The sequence below is a fragment of the Pseudoalteromonas luteoviolacea genome (genome assembly GCF_000814765.1).
Taxonomy (GTDB): domain Bacteria; phylum Pseudomonadota; class Gammaproteobacteria; order Enterobacterales; family Alteromonadaceae; genus Pseudoalteromonas; species Pseudoalteromonas luteoviolacea_H.
The window spans coordinates 450,587-469,120 of the sequence record NZ_JWIC01000007.1; the positions used below are offsets into that span (position 1 = coordinate 450,587).

The following is an 18,534-nucleotide window of genomic DNA, read 5'->3' on the forward strand; positions in this document are numbered from 1 at the left end:
ATAGCTTACTTATGAATATCAACCCTAACTTTTAATACTGACGGATTAAAGCGCTTTCCAAACCTGTGCTTTACCTGGTTCTTCACCTCTAGTCCACCATTTTGCTTGATATAGTGAACCGTTATGAGTCACTTTATCACCGCCAACGTAAACTGTATTTGCATCCCAAGCTGGTGCACCAGAGTCTACATTTGTGATTGTCACATCAAATGACGTAGACGTTGTATGCGTACCGTCAGACACTGCTACAGATACTGTCACTGTTGTATCTTGTGCTACTTCTCCTGCGGTGAGAGATACTGATGCACCCTGCCCCGAAATTGTAAGACCCGCTGGTACATTCCAAGTATATGTTAGCGGGTCATTGTTAGGGTCTGTAGCAACGGCAGAGACATTTACTGATTGTGTTTCTTGCACTGTTACATTCGCGATTGGCTGTACAACTGGTGCACCTGCAGGTACGTCTGCTTTAACTAGTACAGATACTGTTTTCTCCGTTGCAGCATTTTGATCATCAGTAACAACAATCTTCAACTGGAAAGTAGTATCAGTCGTCACTGATGGTGCTGTAATGCCAACCGTTGCTGTGTTTGCAGAACTTAATGTTAGTCCTTGACTTGACCATGCATATGTTAGCGCAGCGCCTTCAGGGTCAGTTGCATTAACAGTAAGGTTAGCTGATTGACCAGAGTTTAGTGTTAAGTTCGCGTCAACAGTAACAACAGGCGCTCTATTTACTGGCATACCACCAGTTAAGCCATCATACATCGCATTTAAAATATCACCGTTGTCTGCATCCACTTCCCAAGCGAATAAACCACCTAGGTTATGTAGGTTAACGTATTGACCTTTAGCGCGAACTGAGCGAGGGCTATCATAAGTAAGAAGCTTACCTTTTGATTTGTTCCAAACCCATGCTGCTTCTGCTTGTTCGTCATAGCCGACTGTAAAGCCGTTCAAACCATTTCCACCACCAACTAGATTTTTAGCAATCGCTTTGTAGTCCATGATACCAGCTTCCCATACACCTTCGCTGGTTGAACCCGAATATTTACCGTTACCTGGTGCTGTCATTGGGTTACCCGGAATAGTTGTATTTGAGTCAAATACACCATCCCATCCACGACCATACATAGCCGCACCTACAACGATTTTCTTCGAGTTAACACCTTGGGCTAATAATGCTTTAACGGCGTTATCAAGTGTATATGCAGGCCCTTTTCTTGGCTCACCTTTATCGTCTAAGCCTGTCCCGTCACATTCACCTTGACTTAAGTGCGAACCACAGTAAATACCAGTTTGATGTCCTGTTACGTTATTCCAGCCACCGTAAAAATCGTAAGTCATCGCAAAGATGTAGTCCATATATTGCTGAGCAACTTGGTAGTCTACATCCTCAATCTTGTCATAACCTGAACCAATAGCTGAAGTAAGCTCATATTTACGGCCTGTTTCAGCTTCTAATTCGTCAAGCATCACTCGTAACTCTTGCATTAACGCGATGTAAGCTGGACCATCGTTTACAGGGTCTCCTAAACCAGGGTTTGGACCATCACCACCTGGGAATTCCCAGTCGATATCAACACCATCATAGAATTTCCAAGTCTTCAAGAACTGCTTCATTGAAGCGACAAACGTATCCCTGTTTGCCTTAGTTGTGAAACCATGGAATGGGTCTGATAGCGTCCAACCACCTACTGATGGTAAAATTTTCAGGTCAGGATAACGTTGCTTAAGTGCCATTAACTGAGCATATGTACCACGGATTGGGTCGTTGTTGTCAGTGCCAGGTAAAGTTTTCTGTACTGCCGCCCATGGATCGTGAATTACAACTTCATAGTCTTGAGAGTCAGCACATGCTTTTTGCAACGCACGCCAGCTATTACCATTTTCTATTTCTTTAAGAGATTCATTAGGACCACAGATTGGAATGAAGCCATAAAGAAGGTGAGATAAGTTATGCGCAGGAATATTCGACACATCGAAATCACGGCCGTAAATACCCCATTCTACAAAGTACGCACCTGTTACCATGCCAGGAATAGTGCCATTGTTTGCGTTATTAGGATCTACATCCATTGTTAGTGGCTGCAAATGACCGCCGTCAGTATCTGCAATTACAATTGGCTTACCGGCACTTTTAGCACATCCAGTTGCGTCACAGATCTCTAGATAAAGCGTGTGACGACCTGATTTAGTATAAGGGAACGACACAGTTCCGCCCTTAGTGCCTGCTGCGAGAGAACCTTGATTGACTACTTGGTTGTCAAAATAAACTTTGTAACTGTCGCCGCCAGTGCCACTCCATGAGTTCCACTTAATGTTTACTGTAACAACCTCTTTAGCTTGTACAATCTGCTTATATGAACCATTACCTTCTAGATTTACATCTACAAAAGAGTACGTTTGTGGTTCCCAACTGATTTGTGGAGCTGAAGGTGCTGCCATCAATCCAGTAGACATTAACGCTAGTCCTATAGCTGCAGTTAAATTATTGATTTTCATTACTATCTCAACCTTATTTTACATGTTATATCCAAACCCCAATAATTGGAGCGACCTTTACATCTGTTTAAATCTTTTTCCAAACTTGAGTTGTGCCAGGCTCTTCGCCTCTGTTCCACCATTTAGCTTCATAATCAACACCGTTATGGCTAACCTTATCGCCAGCGACGTATGTTTTTGATTTGTTCCACGGTTTGAGTGTACTTGCGATGTTTTTAACTGTGATATCCGCAGTGGTTGTTGAAGATAATTCACCGTCAGATACACTTATGCCAACTGTATAATTTGTGTCATTAGTGACATCAGCGGCTTTTAATGTAATTGTCGCCCCTGACCCTGTATATGTAAGACCTGCAGGAACATCCCATACATACGTTAAATCCATCGTGTCACTATCAAAGGCATGTACATGTAGCTGTACTTCGGTAAGCTCATTCATCACTATGGGGTCGGGCTTATGCACTGTAGGTGGCGTGTTAGGCTGCTTAACTTGAATAGTTAAGTTGTACGTATTTGCTGCATCTGTTACGAACACTTCGTTAGTTAAAATATTGTTTTGGTCAAAGTTTATGTTTCCGTCAGCACCTTTTACACCAACCTGCACATCTGTTGAGTAGTTAGTGTTGAGTATATTTGCTAACTCTGCCTGCCAATTTGACTCATTAGTCGATGTGACTTTTAACGATTGTTTTATTATTTCTTGGCCAGTGGCATTAAATACTCTTGCCCAGACCGTATCGCCAACAGCTGCGTTTTGTCCTTGCTTAACGAAATAACCTGCGCTAAACCAATCCACAGGTTGAACATCTGTCATGATGTTGATATCTGAACAATTATAAAATCCTTCACCTGCAACATCGTTACGCTGCCAACGCGTGTAAAGAATTGCTCTCCCACTTCTATCTTGTGGAATATTGATCGTCATTTCATAAAATTTCTTACCGTCTGGATCTGTGACAAAGTTGATATTGCCTACTTCTGTAATTAAATCTAAATCGTTCCAGTTAAGTACATCTGTATTGGTATTGAATGTAGGTTTGGTTAAATAGAACTTCCAAAAGCTTGGGTTATGCGGAGTTGTAGCCCTAAATCTGATTGCAACGTCGCCGTTTGCATTTGGTTTAACATCGGTTGTTTGCCAATCAGCATGAGGCAGGTTCATACCTCTTTTTTCATTAGAACCTGCTGCACACAATGTGCCATTTGGAACTGCAGCTTCAACGGCTGCTTGATTGTTGTAGTCAGCAATAAGTGATGCAAATTCATGCTCCTGGACAAATTGAACATAGCCTGATTCTAAAAATGCGGCTCTACATGCTAAATTTGGAATGTTTGATCCGTCGTCTGGCCACCAATACCCGCCTTGTGCTTCACAGATTGATTGTCTTGCCTTTGGATAGTCCATAAAGCCATGCGCAGATGCATTGATTGAATGTAATGTCAGATAGGCTGTACAAGCAACTGAGACTGACGTTAAAACCTTTCCTTTTAGAGTTTTCATTTCGCTCACCTTGATACTACATGCTGATTTATTGTTATATTGACTTGTTTTGTGGAGGAGGTTGCCCTCCTCCGTTTACTTTCTAAAGTGAACAGACTTTTTGATAATCTGAACTTGTAGAAGGTTGCTTGTTACTCCACCATTTGGCTTTGTAAACACCCTTGCCATCGATGATAAGGTCACCTTGGCCTGCGTGTGTACCGCGAGGGAATGTTGGGTAAACAGCTATTTCGGCAATAGGTGTGCCTTCACAGTGAGTGATAGGACCGCCGTTACCATCTCCAGGCTTAGCTGCTGGCAGTGTCGGATGTTCAAACTTGAACGCGTAGCGCTTGCCATCTTTTTCTGCCGTAAAGTTCACAGGTCCTGTTACTGGCATGTAGTACATAACTTGGGCGTTAATAGACTCACCTGGTGCGAACGACTTAGGTTGATTGCCCCATTCGTTTATAAACGTGATGGAGAATCTGTGGAAGTCATTATCGAAGCCACCAATGTTGTTCCCTGCCGCATTGGAGCTGTTTACATCAACAGCCATTTGCAATTTCTCTTGTGCATTCCAATTGGATTTGAAAATTGCAGAAGTTGAAACTGGAACATCAAACGATATCTTCGCACCAGATAAGTCAATATTTGAGTTATTGGTGAACGTAAATGTTGGTGCTATTGGGTAGTTATCATCGCCAACAGGGAAGTTTTTCGCTTCAAATGAGACATCTACTTGCTCTGTAGGTACTTGGAAAGCAATATCTCCACGATGTACATCGTATTGAGACCCTGACTGTTTGAACTTGTTATAAGCCAACGTTGTCATGCTAGAGCCCATGAAGTATTCGCCCTTAGCTTGGTCGTAATCGAAGTCACCAGCTAGTTCCCAGAACATGATTCCGCCTAGCCCTTTATTGATTACGTAATCAACTTTAGTGCCCATCGATTCTTCATCTTCGATAGAGATGAAAACATTCTTCTGCGCATTCCATAACCAAGGTGCGACTGCCACAGAATCATAGTGACGTGTATAAGTTCCAGTTAATTGGTCAGCTGGGTCTGTGTCAGGTGATAAGCCGTAAATAGATAGATAGCTTGGTAACACGCCGTTTTGCAGGTTTTTAGCGTGCCACAATGGGTTCGAGCCTGCTGGAATTTCTAAACCAACATCATTCTTATCGTGCCAAAGGTTATCAATACCAACGGCACCATTACCGCATTTATTCTTCTCACCTACACCAGTACCCGGCGCACAGTCTGCTTGATTTGGCAGTGCTGCTTGACCCCAAAGACCATTAGTACCACCTTGAACATCTTTGAAACCACGCGTGTAATATGGGATACCGATATTAATTCGACCAGCTGATAGTCCGCCTTGGAAATATTTAACTGCCCAGTCTGTGTTTAGATAACCAATTCCTTCGAACTCTTTCGTACCATAAACATTCCAAGCTTTAAGCTCTGAATCTTCGCCTGTATCATAAAGCGCTGCGTTATGGCCGACGTGCGAGTTCCATGCACCGTGTAAGTCGTATGACATAATGTTTACGTAATCTAGGTATTTAGTGACCTGGAATGTCTCCATGCCGCGTAATAAGTAACCAGACGAAGGAGATGCAATTGTTAACATGTAATGTACGCCGTCTTGTTGACCAGCTTTGTCTAGCTCTTCGCGCAGACGTTTCATCAAGACTTGATAAGACGCGTTTAACCCTGCACGTCTTGCATTTGAAATTGGGAAATCATCCGGGTGACCTGAGTCTTTCATTGAAGAAGGATATTCATAGTCAATATCGACACCATCAAATCCATATTTGCGGATAAATTCAACAGAGCTCGCTACGAATGTTTCGATACCAGCGTTGTTAATAGAACCGTCCGCATTTGTAGTCATGGTATAGAAACCACCACTATTAACTCTTGAGCCATCAGGTCCAAAGAAACCGCCTGTTTCTGCCCAACCACCAACACTGATTAATGTTTTGACATCTGGGTACTGCTTTTTGTATTTAGTTAACAGGTTGAAGTGACCTTTGTACGGCAATGTTGGGTCTAGCTCAGCGCCAGCAACACCTGGCCATTCCATGTTTGTTGCAGGGTTACCAGCAGCGTTAGGATCTCCAATCGAAACTTTATTGGCAGCATCGACATGAGCAAATGCATAGTTGATATGGGTAATTTTGTCCCAAGGAATATCATTTACTAAATACGAAGGCTGGCCATTAGCACCATTTCTCCAGCTTGTGAAGTAACCAATAACCCTACGAGGATGGTCTGCGCCCATAAGCTCGCGGCCATTTGCATCATAGATTGTACAGTAAGGTGTATTTACGCCAGGAGTTTGGTATAGACCATCTGGTTTACAAGCATCTCTATCGCCAGGAACTTGAGCACCAACTTGAAGTTGAGTTGTAACACTGGTACTTGCATTCTCATTGTCAGTAACAGTCAGTGTGAAGTTATACGTACCGTCGGCTGGTGCAACCCAAGTGTGCTCAGTGGCAGTACCGTTAGTTGAAACGACTTCAGTACCATTTACAGCAAAGCTTAGTTTACTTAACGTACCATCAGCATCAGACCCAGAAAGTGAGAAAACAACATTGCTACCAACAACGAGTTCTACAGGTTTTGATTTAATGTCAAGCGTAGCAATCGGTGCCTCATTCACAGGCGTTGACGTTTTTACTGTCAAAAGATTAGAAAGTATATTTGATGCTTCGTTTTTATCATCAAATGCTTTTGCAGTTACTTGATATTGACCAGGCTGGCCAGCAGTCCAAGTAGCATCAAATACGTCTGAAACGCCCGTTGTGTCAGTAGCGATAAGTGTATTGTCAACATAAAACTCCACTCGATTGACGTTTCCGTCAACGTCAACTGCTTTTACGCTAATGGCAACGCTGTCATTTTGGTTAAATTCAGAACCTGTTACTGGCTTTAACTGGCTGATAACTGGTGGGTTATTCACACCAGAGCCACTACATTCACCAAGCTTTTTCCACTCTTGATTTGGGCCTGAATTCAACGCTGGTTCCGATCTTGTCCACCATTTTGCCTCGTATGCAACATTAGTTTGAACTACTTGATTACCACCTACGTAAGTTGAACCGCTTTGCCAATCTGCTAAGCCAGTACAATCGTATGCGTTTGCATATGTTGTGCTAATTGCAATTGCGATTGAGCTCAACTTGAGTGCATTTATTATATGATTTCTCATTTTCATTCTATCACCAACCTTTACATTAATTGTGATTAACATTTGTTAAATAAAGCTAACATAGAAATTAAACACGTCAATGTTGGTGTGGTTAAATAGTAACCGCATTTTCTCTTCAATTAGTACTAATGTACTGCTTTTTTTAGCCCTCTATGAATAAAACTAATTTTTGGCGTCTGATGCTACATATGAATCCAATTCATCTCTTTTATAGGTAAATTTTAATACTATTGCATAGATAACAGTTGCTTATTAGGGTTGTGTGTCTGAACTGGGTCTAAATGTAAACTTTCGCATAAATAAAAGTTATCCGAAAGTTGACGTGCACGTAAACCTATGTGGGTTATAAGCTATATCTAATAGTTATATAAATTAATGATTAAATATCTGTGAATTTGATTCACCTCACAGATATTTTTTAATTTTATTTTTACTAAGCTGTAATAAGGTTAGACTTAAGTCTAATGAGTTTTGAGGATTTTGTAATTATGACAGGGGATTAGTTGAATCTGACAGCGGTATTCGAATTGAAACTGACGCTCCACCTTCACTATTATTGCTTATTGATACTACTCCATGATGGTTTGAAATTATTCCGTAGACAACAGCTAGGCCCATGCCAGTTCCTTCTCCTAATGGTTTAGTAGAGAAAAATGGATCAAACACCTTATTGATCACCCCTTCTTCAATCCCTTTGCCATTATCTCTTATGTCGATAACTGCATGGTTATCTCGATTCCGAGCTTTTATTTTTAGTGTGGCTTTATACTGCGGGTCTAATTCTCTTTTCTCGTTACACGATTGAGCTGCATTAACTAGTACATTAATAAAAGCTTGTGTTATGTTTGCTTTATTACCGGTTATAAGTAGTTCTTTCTCACAGTCAATCGTAACCTGAAGTTGTTTGAGTTTGTTCTTTAATAATTCCGTTGCGTGGTCAATGACCTCATGTATGTCAAATTCTGTATCGGTTTCTATTTTTGGCTTAGCAAAGTCAAGAAGATTAGCTACGATTTTGCTGATCCGTTGGCAACCTTCTATACAATCCTCCGAAATATCGGATACATCTTGAATGAGATCTGTCGTTGTCACACTTTGTTGTAATTGGTCAATTTCACTTTTGAATTGTTCAAAAGTTTGTTCATTGTTAATTAGCCTTGTGATGGCACTTAAATAGCCCCCTATGTCCTCAGAGTAACTCGCTAAAGTGTCTAAATTACATGTAAGATAAGCGAGTGGATTATTTATTTCGTGTGCTACCCCAGCAGATAATGTTCCAAGCGTTGCCATTTTTCCGGACTGGACCACCGCAACTTGCTGCTGTTGCAGCTGTTCAAGCTTTTTCTCAAGTTCAATATTAAGTGCATAGAGCTTACTTGTCTTCTGTTCCAATAGCTCTTCTAGCTCATCACGAGCTTGCTTTTCTCTTAAATACGCTTTGTAATAGTTTTGCATAATTAGCCATGATTTATAATAAATGTACAAACTTCATCATCGTTATGGGTACATGTAGCTTGTTCTATGTTTACTTCCTCGTTGAAATGTTCTGCGCAACCATAAATGAGCCCTTCAGCGCAAAAACATAGCTTTCGTGGTGAGTTATAAATTAACTCAATCGTATTTTTGTTAACCACCTTAGCGCTGATAGTTGGTAAATTCGGCTCCTCGTAAAGCTTTTGAACTTCACTATGTATCACTTCGTCAATAGAAAGAATAAGTTCCTCAAAAGATTTAAACTCTGAGACGATCGCTGGGTGCTTTTTGGCTAAAAAGGAAAACAAATACGTTCCAAATGCCTTTAAGGTGTCAGGTAGCGACAGCTCTAAGACTTCAGAAACATTAATAGCCATATTTACTAACTCTTCATCCGGGTAGGATCTCGCACTTATATAAACTCTGTCTTCAGGGCAGTGTTTTTCTAATAATTCTTCCCATAAATCCATTCCTTTAGTTTCAATTACCAACTCTTCTAAACATCTAAAAATTAAACCTTTCATATAGAGCCCTCTTCGATAGAGTTAGTTTGTTTTGAAGTCGACAAGAATTCACATAGGCTGTCGATATTTGAGTGTTCCGAAATTAAAATGTCCGATATTGTTTTTTCGTTGTTTGTGTTAATGTTCTCCAAAACGGTTTTACAGATTATTGCTGAATCTGAGCTTGGGCTTTCAACTATCATTTTTTGTCTTTCGTTAATAAGGTTTTCATCAACGCCCCATATTGATGCGTACCTATTTAGAATCGATAATTCAAAAGACTTTCCAAAACCAGCTTTTAAATATAAGTACACCACTTTGTTTATCCAGTAACTAAAAATAATACAAAATATACCAATTGATTGTTCTTCAGTTACGTTATGGAGCCTTGAAAATACGAACGATTTAAGCGCCCAATCGAAAAAAAACTCTATTTCTTTATTGATTTGTACCCAACCAACGGAATCTATAAACCGGTCTAAAAACTCAATATGCTTATTTAGTAAGTCAGAACTCGCTTCTAGAATGATAGTTCTGTCATTATTCTCTAATTTAGAAACATTTATATAAGATTCAAAATTAGAAGTTGTATTTAAATAAGAATGTTGTTTATTTGGCGTTTCAGCTGTGTTTTTTTCTGGTAAAGGAACGTAGGGAACAAAGCCTTGTTTGAGTTCATGGTCGTCAGTCACATCAAAGCATTTAGCCTTGTGATAAATGTAACCCAAGAAATTGATATCATCTATTGAAAAGGGTTTGGGCATAAATATATTTGCAGACACTTCGTTAAAATCGTTATGTATCGAACCAATGTCTCCCGACATGAGTACTCTGATAGTCGTTGGGCTTTTGACTTGTACTATTTTTAATGCCTGAGCTCCATTGATTGAGGGCATTTGATAGTCGGTAATAAATAAGTCATATTGCACATCAGAATTAGAAAGGTACTGCTCAACCAACGTAGGGTCGTTTATAGTGACAATATTGTCGACGTTTAATACACGAGATAGTGATCTCGAAAGAGATCTGAGAACGAGTTTATCATCATCTAATATCAAAACATTCGTTGGTTTTATTTTCATTAAAAGCGTGCCTATTATATTGTTTCTTATTAAAGTTTAGTCTAGTTTTAAAACTAATAACAAATCAATAAATGTGTGCTGGAGTGCATCTTATATATGAATGACGAACCAATAGTCGTACTTTGTCTTGATGACGAAAAAAGTGTACTGAATTCTTTAGGTCGTCTTTTGAGACAAAATGGGATAAAAGCTGAATTGTTTCAGTCCGGTCATGAAGCCTTAGATCGAGTTCGAGAAATGGATTTTGATGTCATCATTTCTGATATGAGAATGCCAAACATGGATGGCGCTGAGTTTTTAACGCATGCAAAGGCAATCTCTCCAGATGCAAGAAGGATCTTATTAACTGGCTATTCAGATATTCAAGACACAATCAATGCGATCAACAGTGGCGGTATACATGGGTACCTTCAAAAGCCATGGAACAACGAACAGCTAGTAAGAGAAATTAACAAAGCAGCTGAGTTAACGAAGTTAAAAAAACAAAATGATGCCCTACAAAAGCAGGTACAAGCACAAAACGAAGAGCTTAAAGAGCTTAATACAAATTTGGAAAGTTTAGTTGAAAAACGAACTTCTCAAATAAGGCAAGTACTTAAACAGCTTGAGTCCGCAAATGAAAATGAGAAAAAAGAACACCGCAGTACAGTAGAGTTACTCTATAATTTCATTAATGCAAACCCGTATCTGGATGCAGACAAGGCAAAGCATATTGCAAAACTCTGCTATCAAGTTGCTAAAGGGCTTTCGTTGAGCGCTGAAATTGCTGACATGGTCAGGATGTCAGGCTACTTGTCTCAAGTTGGCTTGCTTGCTATGGATCCTACTTTATATGCTCGCCCCTTTCATGAATTAGATAGTGAAAAGAAAAAAGTGTTTCTAACACACCCTGCAACTGCACAGCTTATGTTAATGCCTGCTCAGCATCTAAGTGATGTTGCTGAGTCAATTTATAGTCAATTTGAAAAATACAATGGCCAAGGTGTTCCAAAGGGCATAAAGGGCAAGGAAATACCGATTGGTGCACAAATACTTGCTGTTGCAAGAGATTATATTGAACACCTTTACCAAAGCCAACGACCCATGGAAGAACGAAAAGAAAATGCTTTGGAAATTATTAAGATGTACAGTGGTAGTTTTTATCATCCTAAAGTCGTTGAATCACTCCTTAACGTATTGTCTAAAGATCAGGTTGAAAATGATAAAGTTGGCAGCATGAGTATACTCACCGCACACCAATTGAAACCTGGTATGGAATTGGGCTTAGCAATGCATAATGCGCAAGGTATTATGCTATTACCTAAAGGGCATGTTTTTTCGGACAACTCCATTTCTAAGTTGCAACAATTAGAGTCCCAAAAGCCTACCCCATTCAGAATCATGATTGTAGACAATTAATTATGTTAAATGATGTCTCAATTTAAAAGTTGAGACTAATTATACTTATTTGTGTATCGTTCTACCCACATAAAGAACACATCATACTATATATCTTTATAAGCGCAATTTATACTATTGTTAGTTTAATAAATTAAAATTGACCAATAAAAAGTGAAGTACTGAAAGTGAACTACTGAAAGTGAACTACTGAAAGTGAACTACTGAAAGTGAACTACTGAAAGTGAACTACTGAAGTGAACTACTGAAAGTGAACTACTGAAAGTGAACTACTGAAAGTGAACTACTGAAAGTGAACTACTGAAAGTGAACTACTGAAAGTGAACTACTGAAAGTGAACTACTGAAAGTGAACTACTGAAAGTGAACTACTGAAAGTGAACTACTGAAAGTGAACTACTGAAAGTGAACTACTGAAAGTGAACTACTGAAAGTGAACTACTGAAAGTGAACTACTGAAAGTGAACTACTGAAAGTGAACTACTGAAAGTGAACTACTGAAAGTGAACTACTGAAAGTGAACTACTGAAAGTGAACTACTGAAAGTGAACTACTGAAAGTGAACTACTGAAAGTGAACTACTGAAAGTGAACTACTGAAAGTGAACTACTGAAAGTGAACTACTGAAAGTGAACTACTGAAAGTGAACTACTGAAAGTGAACTACTGAAAGTGAACTACTGAAAGTGAACTACTGAAAGTGAACTACTGAAAGTGAACTACTGAAAGTGAACTGCACCTAAACATTAGGTGCAGTTTGTAATTGGTTACTTATTGAATTTTTCAGCTAAGTATAACCAAGTTTCTAATACTGTATCTGGATTTAGTGAAACAGTATCTATCCCTTGCTCTACAAGCCAAGCTGCAAAGTCTTCGTGGTCAGATGGACCCTGTCCACAAATACCAACATACTTGCCTTTATCTTTAGCAGTTTTAATCGCCATTGATAGAAGCTTTTTAATAGCAGGGTTTCTTTCATCAAATAAGTGTGCGATCAGCCCAGAGTCTCTATCAAGACCTAATGTTAACTGAGTCAAATCATTTGAACCAATTGAGAAACCATCAAAGTATTCTAAAAACTCATCAGCAAGGAGTGCATTTGAAGGCAGTTCACACATCATGATTACACGAAGGCCGTTTTCCCCGCGTTTCAAACCGTGCTCTTCAAGTAGCTCAATAACTTTGGCTGCTTCTTCAAGTGTTCTTACAAATGGAATCATAATTTCTACATTTGTAAGACCCATTTCGTTGCGCACTCGCTTAATTGCTTCACATTCTAATGCAAAACATTCTCTAAAATCTTCCGATATATAACGAGAAGCACCACGGAAACCAATCATTGGATTTTCTTCTTCTGGCTCATATTGCTGACCACCGATTAAGTTTGCATATTCGTTTGACTTAAAGTCAGACATACGAACAATAACTTTTTCAGGAGCGAAAGCTGCGCCAAGTGTTGAAATACCTTCAACTAATTTTGCGATATAAAACTCTACTGGTGAGTCGTAGCCGGCAATAATATCGCTAATTTCTGCTTTAAGTTCGTCAGACTGATTATCGAAGTTGATTAGTGCCTTAGGATGAACACCTATCATACGATTGATGATAAACTCTAAACGAGCTAGTCCAATACCTGCATGTGGTAATTTTGCAAAATCAAATGCTCTGTCAGGGTTACCAACATTCATCATGATCTTTAAAGGTAGATCCGGCATCGAGTCAATACGTGAAGAAATAACTTCGTACTTCAATTCGCCTTCGTAGATATAACCAGTATCACCTTCAGCACATGAAACGGTTACTGCATCACCGTGTTTAATTGTGTCAGTTGCATTACCACAACCAACTACAGCAGGTATACCTAGTTCACGTGCAATAATTGCTGCGTGACAGGTTCTACCACCGCGATTAGTTACGATCGCAGAAGCACGTTTCATGATAGGTTCCCAATCAGGGTCTGTCATATCAGTAACAAGCACATCGCCTTGTTGAACTTTATCCATTTCATCAATTGATGTTAAGACTCTTACAACACCAGAACCTATTTTATGACCAATTGCTCGACCTTCGCATACTACATTTGATTTCTCTTGTAGTTGGAAGCGTTCCATAACGTTTGAATCTTCGTTAGAACGTACGGTTTCTGGTCTAGCTTGTACTATATATAGTTTTCCATCATTACCATCTTTTGCCCACTCGATGTCCATAGGACGACCGTAGTGTTTTTCGATGATAACTGCTTGCTTAGCTAACTCTTGAACTTCGTCGTCTGTAATTGAGAACTTGTTCGAAAGCGCCGGATCCATGTCAACTATCTCTACTTGTTTACCATGTGATTCGTCACTTGAGTAAATCATTTGAATAGCTTTTGAACCTATGTTTCTTCTTACTACAGCTGGTTTGCCATTAGCTAAAGTCGGCTTATGAACATAAAATTCATCTGGGTTAACAGCGCCCTGCACTACCATTTCACCTAGACCATAGCTAGATGTTACGAATACTACATCCTCAAAGCCTGATTCAGTATCGATAGAGAACATGACACCAGAAGATGCTTTGTCTGAACGCACCATTCTTTGGATGCCAGCAGAAAGTGCGACACCTCTATGGTCGTAACCTTGGTGTACGCGATAAGAAATTGCTCGGTCATTGAAAAGCGACGCGAATACGTGCTTGATAGCAACCATAACTGCGTCAATACCACGAACATTGAGGAAAGTTTCTTGTTGGCCAGCAAATGATGCATCTGGCATATCTTCTGCAGTTGCAGATGAACGAACAGCAAAAGATACGTCGTTGCTATCGTCACCGTGGAGGGTCTTGTAAGCTGCTCGAATTGCTTGGTCTAATTCTGGTTGGAAAGGAGTGTCGATGACCCATTGTCTGATCTGGCTACCTACTTTTGCCAGTTCGTTGACGTCGTCAACATCTAGGGTGTCTAAAATAGTGTGGATTTTTTCATTAAGTCCTGATTGCTCAAGAAATTCATTGAACGCATCTGCTGTAGTTGCGAATCCACCTGGTACTTGTACACCAGCGTTAGCAAGGTTAGATATCATTTCACCAAGAGAAGCGTTTTTACCACCAACTCGAGGTACGTCATGCATACCCAATTCTTGATACCAGAGAACGTAGTCTTGCACGGAACTGTCTCCAAAAACAAATTGTAATAAATGTGAGAGATTAATTGACCTTCCTTTAGGTCGAAGGCATTCTACAACGGTAAGTATAGCCGCGTAAACCAAGACTTGAAAAAATACTAAAAAAGTAATGAAAAGGTTAAAATGAGAACAGCATTTTATATATCAGATGGCACTGCCATTACAGCAGAAGTTTTTGGGCATGCAACCCTGTCAATGTTCCCGGTAGAATTTGACCATAAAACAATGCCTTTCATTGAATCAGTAGAAAAAGCCCATGCTATAAAAGCGACTATTGATAAAGTTGCACAAACCAGTGGTGAGCCACCTCTGGTATTTTTTACATTCGTTAACCCTGAATTGTCAGACATTATTTTGTCTTCAAAAGGTGTTTGTTATGACTTTTTGTCTTATGCAAGTGAAATTGTTAAGCGAGAGCTAAAAGTGAAACCAGTGCCTAAGGTTCACCGAACTCATAGTATTCATGAAAAAACCTATGACTTCAGGATATCAGCTGTCAACTATGCGCTTGCAAATGATGATGGTGCGAATATAAAAGACTATGATGAAGCTGATATTATTTTGGTTGGTGTTAGTAGAAGTGGAAAAACACCTGCAAGCTTATATTTAGCTTTACAATATGGTATCAAAGCAGCTAACTACCCTATTACCGAAGATGATTTAGAAAAAGGTAACTTTCCTAAATTTTTACTAGAACATAAAAGCAAATTGTTTGGATTGACGATAGATCCAGACCGACTCGCGTCGATTCGACAAGAAAGAATGGCTAACTCCAAATACGCATCAATTCGACAATGTCGAATTGAAGTTCGAGAGGTGGAAATGTTATTCAAGAGACATAAAACACCTTTTTTGAATTCAACAAAGTTTTCTGTTGAAGAGATATCTGCAAAAATTATTGCTGAAGCTGGACTATCAAGAAATAAGTATTAAAAAAGGCCGCTTTTAAGCGGCCCTATTTATTAAACTCTGTCTCTAGCATCTTTAAGTAAGTCTGCTACTAGGAAACCAAGCTCTAAAACTTGATCAGCATTTAGTCTTGGGTCACACTGAGTTCGATAGCGTTGAGCCAAATCTTCATCAGATAAACCATAGGCTCCACCAATACATTCTGTAACATGTTGGCCAGTCATTTCTAAATGCACACCACCAGGGTAAGTTCCCTCTGCTTTATGAACTGCAAAGAATTGGCTAATTTCTCTTAATATATTGTTAAAGCTTCGAGTTTTATAGCCTGTGCTCGCCTTCTCTGTATTGCCATGCATTGGGTCTGATGACCATACGACGTTTCTACCTTCCGATTTGACCTTTCTTACTAAGTTAGGCAGTTTCTCAGGCAATACATCAGCCCCCATTCTGGTGATTAATGTCAGTCTACCAGGTATGTTTTCAGGGTTTAACGCGTCAATAAGTCGGATTAGCTCATCAGGATCCATGCCTGGACCAACTTTTACACCTATCGGGTTTTTGATGCCTCTAAAGAACTCGATATGTGCATGGTCTAACTGTCTTGTGCGCTCGCCTATCCATACAAAATGCGCTGAACAATCATACCAATCACCAGAAAGATGATCTCTTCTTGTTAATGCTTGTTCATAGCCTAAAAGCAGTGCTTCATGAGACGTATATAAATGTGTTTCTTTTAAACTTGGAGCAATTGACGCATCAATACCGCAGACTTCCATGAACTCTAATGCGTCTTGAATGCGATTTGCCATTTGTTGAAATTTATCGCGTAAAGGGTTGGCTGCAACGAAGCTCATATTCCATCGACTAACCTGGTGCAAATCTGCAAGTCCACCCTGTGCGAAAGCTCTTAGCAAGTTTAATGTTGATGCACTATGGTGATAAGCTTTCATCAACCTATTTGGGTCAGGGATCCTTGATTCTTCGGTAAACTCAAAATTATTTATGATGTCTCCCCGATATGACGGAAGTGAAACGCCATTTATCGTTTCATAATCAGAGGATCTAGGTTTAGCATATTGACCAGCCATACGTGCAATTTTAACTACTGGGCACTTGCCACCATAAGTTAGGACGACTGCCATCTGTAGTAATGTCTTGAACGTATCTCTTATGTTTGTAGCGCTAAAATCTGAAAACGATTCTGCGCAATCTCCACCTTGCAGTAAAAATGCTTTTCCATTACACACATCGGCAAGGTTCTTATATAGACTTCTTGTCTCTTCAGCAAATACAAGAGGCGGCGCTGCATTTAGCTCTGACTCTACATTATTCAGAAGTTTTTTATCGGGATATTCCGGTTGCTGTACAATCGGAAAATCTCTCCAGCTATCTGGACTCCAAGGTTTCATTTCTCATTCCTCATTAGTTACCTCACAATGCACGTTATCGTATAGGACGGTAAGCATCAAGCACAAATTAGTTAAATTTCAATTATTTTAACGATGCACCAATAGAGCAATAAAGAACACATCATACTATTTTGATTAAAATGAGTAGTAACAACTCAGATAATAATTAGGATTAGATTAACAAATAACTAAGTTAGCCTTAGAAATTCAAATTATTGCTTGTAAACTTTGAGTCTCATTTTTTATTATGTTAAATTGTTGGTTTTGATAAAATGCTATTAGCAACTCTAAAAGAATTTCATTTGTTTTAAATTAGCCTCATGGTCTGTGAAAACTAACTAGATTCGCGTCTGACATTAAAAACTTTAATTACTTTATTTTCGGCCAAACAATAAGAGATCCTAACAATAGAATTTCATATTTTTATATGATTTTTCCCTAGTTAAAATCAGGATGACTCATCTTTTTCGATTCTTTTTTACTAAAAAAAGTAAACTCAAGTCGTTCTTTACAAGAAAAATGAATAATGAAAATTTTTAGTCAAGTTTTAAGTGCTATCTGAAAATCACTAACAATGTTGTGTACTCCAATAAGATAGGTAAAAATTTATTTAAAACTTAAGATAAATATTCAACTATGTTTTAGTTAAAACTCTATATGAGGTGTTAATTTTTATACCATGAAAATTTTCTAAATCGAATTGATTTCATTGAACCAATGGGTCCTTAAACAATTTTAATATTTAGTCTCATTCTTTATGTATATTAAAAATTTTAAATAGCATATGTGACGCTTTTTTAGAAGAGAATATTTTCTTTAGAATATGAAAGTGGAACATTCATTTATGGCTTTACACATATGCCCTTTCATTTTTCTTTTAGAGTCAAATTTTCTTAGGGCCTATGCCTATCAAATTTAGAGTTCACTGAACCTTGTTCGCTATTTTTTTCATCACAAGCTAAAACTTCTTTCAAATAAAAATTTTTCTCGATTTATGTAATCTCCTATTTAGTAGATATTTATCTCATTTTAGTAAGATAAATAAATATTAATGCATCGTTTTCTACTGATTCATAAAATACATTTTAAGGCTAATTTTTTATTAAATTAATCTTTAACGATCTGTCTTCTTTTTAGAGAGCAACTTGTTTAATTGTACCATAAACGCTATATTATAAAGGAACACATCATACATTTGCTATTAAAGTTAAATTTCATTAGTGATAAAACTTTTAAGGATCAATCTTGCAAAATGAAAACTTACTTCTAATGAAAAAGTTGCTACCACCAGTCATTATGTTAAATTACTTTTATTTTATGATTTGTTCTATGACCACTATTATATTTATGTTTTTTAAAAACTACTCTAAACACATAGTCTAACAATATT

10 protein-coding genes are annotated in these 18,534 nt (G+C 38.6%); 2 read left to right on the forward strand and 8 right to left on the reverse strand.

The features are described from left to right. Positions 1-45 precede the first annotated feature (45 nt). The 6 genes from JF50_RS16350 to JF50_RS16375 all read right to left on the reverse strand — a co-directional run bounded on the left by JF50_RS16350 (position 46) and on the right by JF50_RS16375 (position 10,269). A complete protein-coding gene (locus JF50_RS16350) occupies positions 46-2,505 on the reverse strand; it encodes a glycosyl hydrolase family 18 protein (protein ID WP_039610482.1) in 2,460 nt (819 codons plus the stop codon). Positions 2,506-2,572: 67 nt separating this feature from the next. Then, a complete protein-coding gene (locus tag JF50_RS16355) occupies positions 2,573-4,006 on the reverse strand; it encodes a lytic polysaccharide monooxygenase (protein ID WP_039610483.1) in 1,434 nt (477 codons plus the stop codon). An 82-nt stretch (positions 4,007-4,088) separates the two neighbouring features. Beyond that, a complete protein-coding gene (locus tag JF50_RS16360; RefSeq protein ID WP_039611003.1) occupies positions 4,089-7,211 on the reverse strand; it encodes a glycosyl hydrolase family 18 protein in 3,123 nt (1,040 codons plus the stop codon). Positions 7,212-7,697: 486 nt separating this feature from the next. Next, on the reverse strand, positions 7,698-8,666 hold the full coding sequence (locus JF50_RS16365) for a sensor histidine kinase (RefSeq protein ID WP_039610484.1): 969 nt from the start codon (positions 8,664-8,666) through the stop codon (positions 7,698-7,700). Between the two features lie 2 nt (positions 8,667-8,668). Next, positions 8,669-9,208, reverse strand: coding sequence for a heme NO-binding domain-containing protein (locus tag JF50_RS16370; protein WP_039610485.1), 540 nt, complete (start codon positions 9,206-9,208; stop codon positions 8,669-8,671). Continuing rightward, positions 9,205-10,269 carry a response regulator gene (locus JF50_RS16375; RefSeq protein WP_039610486.1) on the reverse strand — a complete coding sequence of 355 codons (1,065 nt, stop codon included), beginning with the start codon at positions 10,267-10,269 and terminating at the stop codon, positions 9,205-9,207. Before JF50_RS16375 ends, JF50_RS16370 begins: the two co-directional genes overlap by 4 nt. Before the next feature lie 96 nt (positions 10,270-10,365). Between JF50_RS16375 and JF50_RS16380 the strand changes: the two genes are divergently transcribed. Beyond that, positions 10,366-11,667 (forward strand): HD domain-containing phosphohydrolase, encoded by a 1,302-nt coding sequence (locus JF50_RS16380; RefSeq protein ID WP_039610487.1) that lies wholly within the window; start codon positions 10,366-10,368, stop codon positions 11,665-11,667. 765 nt (positions 11,668-12,432) lie between these two features. Here the strand turns inward: JF50_RS16380 and ppsA are convergent. Beyond that, positions 12,433-14,808, reverse strand: coding sequence for a phosphoenolpyruvate synthase (ppsA, locus tag JF50_RS16385; protein WP_039610488.1), 2,376 nt, complete (start codon positions 14,806-14,808; stop codon positions 12,433-12,435). Between the two features lie 141 nt (positions 14,809-14,949). Between ppsA and JF50_RS16390 the strand changes: the two genes are divergently transcribed. Next, positions 14,950-15,759: a pyruvate, water dikinase regulatory protein gene (locus tag JF50_RS16390; protein ID WP_039610489.1), complete on the forward strand. Its 810-nt coding sequence runs from the start codon at positions 14,950-14,952 to the stop codon at positions 15,757-15,759. A gap of 29 nt (positions 15,760-15,788) precedes the next feature. On the opposite strand, the gene JF50_RS16395 is transcribed toward JF50_RS16390, so the two are convergent. After that, positions 15,789-17,144 carry a class II 3-deoxy-7-phosphoheptulonate synthase gene (locus JF50_RS16395; RefSeq protein WP_039610490.1) on the reverse strand — a complete coding sequence of 452 codons (1,356 nt, stop codon included), beginning with the start codon at positions 17,142-17,144 and terminating at the stop codon, positions 15,789-15,791. Positions 17,145-18,534 lie beyond the last annotated feature (1,390 nt).

Coding starts and splice junctions, on each gene's coding strand:
- JF50_RS16350 (WP_039610482.1), bottom strand. CDS start 2,505: ATGAAAATCAATAATTTAACTGCAGCTATAGGACTAGCGTTAATGTCT.
- JF50_RS16355 (WP_039610483.1), bottom strand. CDS start 4,006: ATGAAAACTCTAAAAGGAAAGGTTTTAACGTCAGTCTCAGTTGCTTGT.
- JF50_RS16360 (WP_039611003.1), bottom strand. CDS start 7,211: ATGAGAAATCATATAATAAATGCACTCAAGTTGAGCTCAATCGCAATT.
- JF50_RS16365 (WP_039610484.1), bottom strand. CDS start 8,666: ATGCAAAACTATTACAAAGCGTATTTAAGAGAAAAGCAAGCTCGTGAT.
- JF50_RS16370 (WP_039610485.1), bottom strand. CDS start 9,208: ATGAAAGGTTTAATTTTTAGATGTTTAGAAGAGTTGGTAATTGAAACT.
- JF50_RS16375 (WP_039610486.1), bottom strand. CDS start 10,269: ATGAAAATAAAACCAACGAATGTTTTGATATTAGATGATGATAAACTC.
- JF50_RS16380 (WP_039610487.1), top strand. CDS start 10,366: ATGAATGACGAACCAATAGTCGTACTTTGTCTTGATGACGAAAAAAGT.
- JF50_RS16390 (WP_039610489.1), top strand. CDS start 14,950: ATGAGAACAGCATTTTATATATCAGATGGCACTGCCATTACAGCAGAA.
- JF50_RS16395 (WP_039610490.1), bottom strand. CDS start 17,144: ATGAAACCTTGGAGTCCAGATAGCTGGAGAGATTTTCCGATTGTACAG.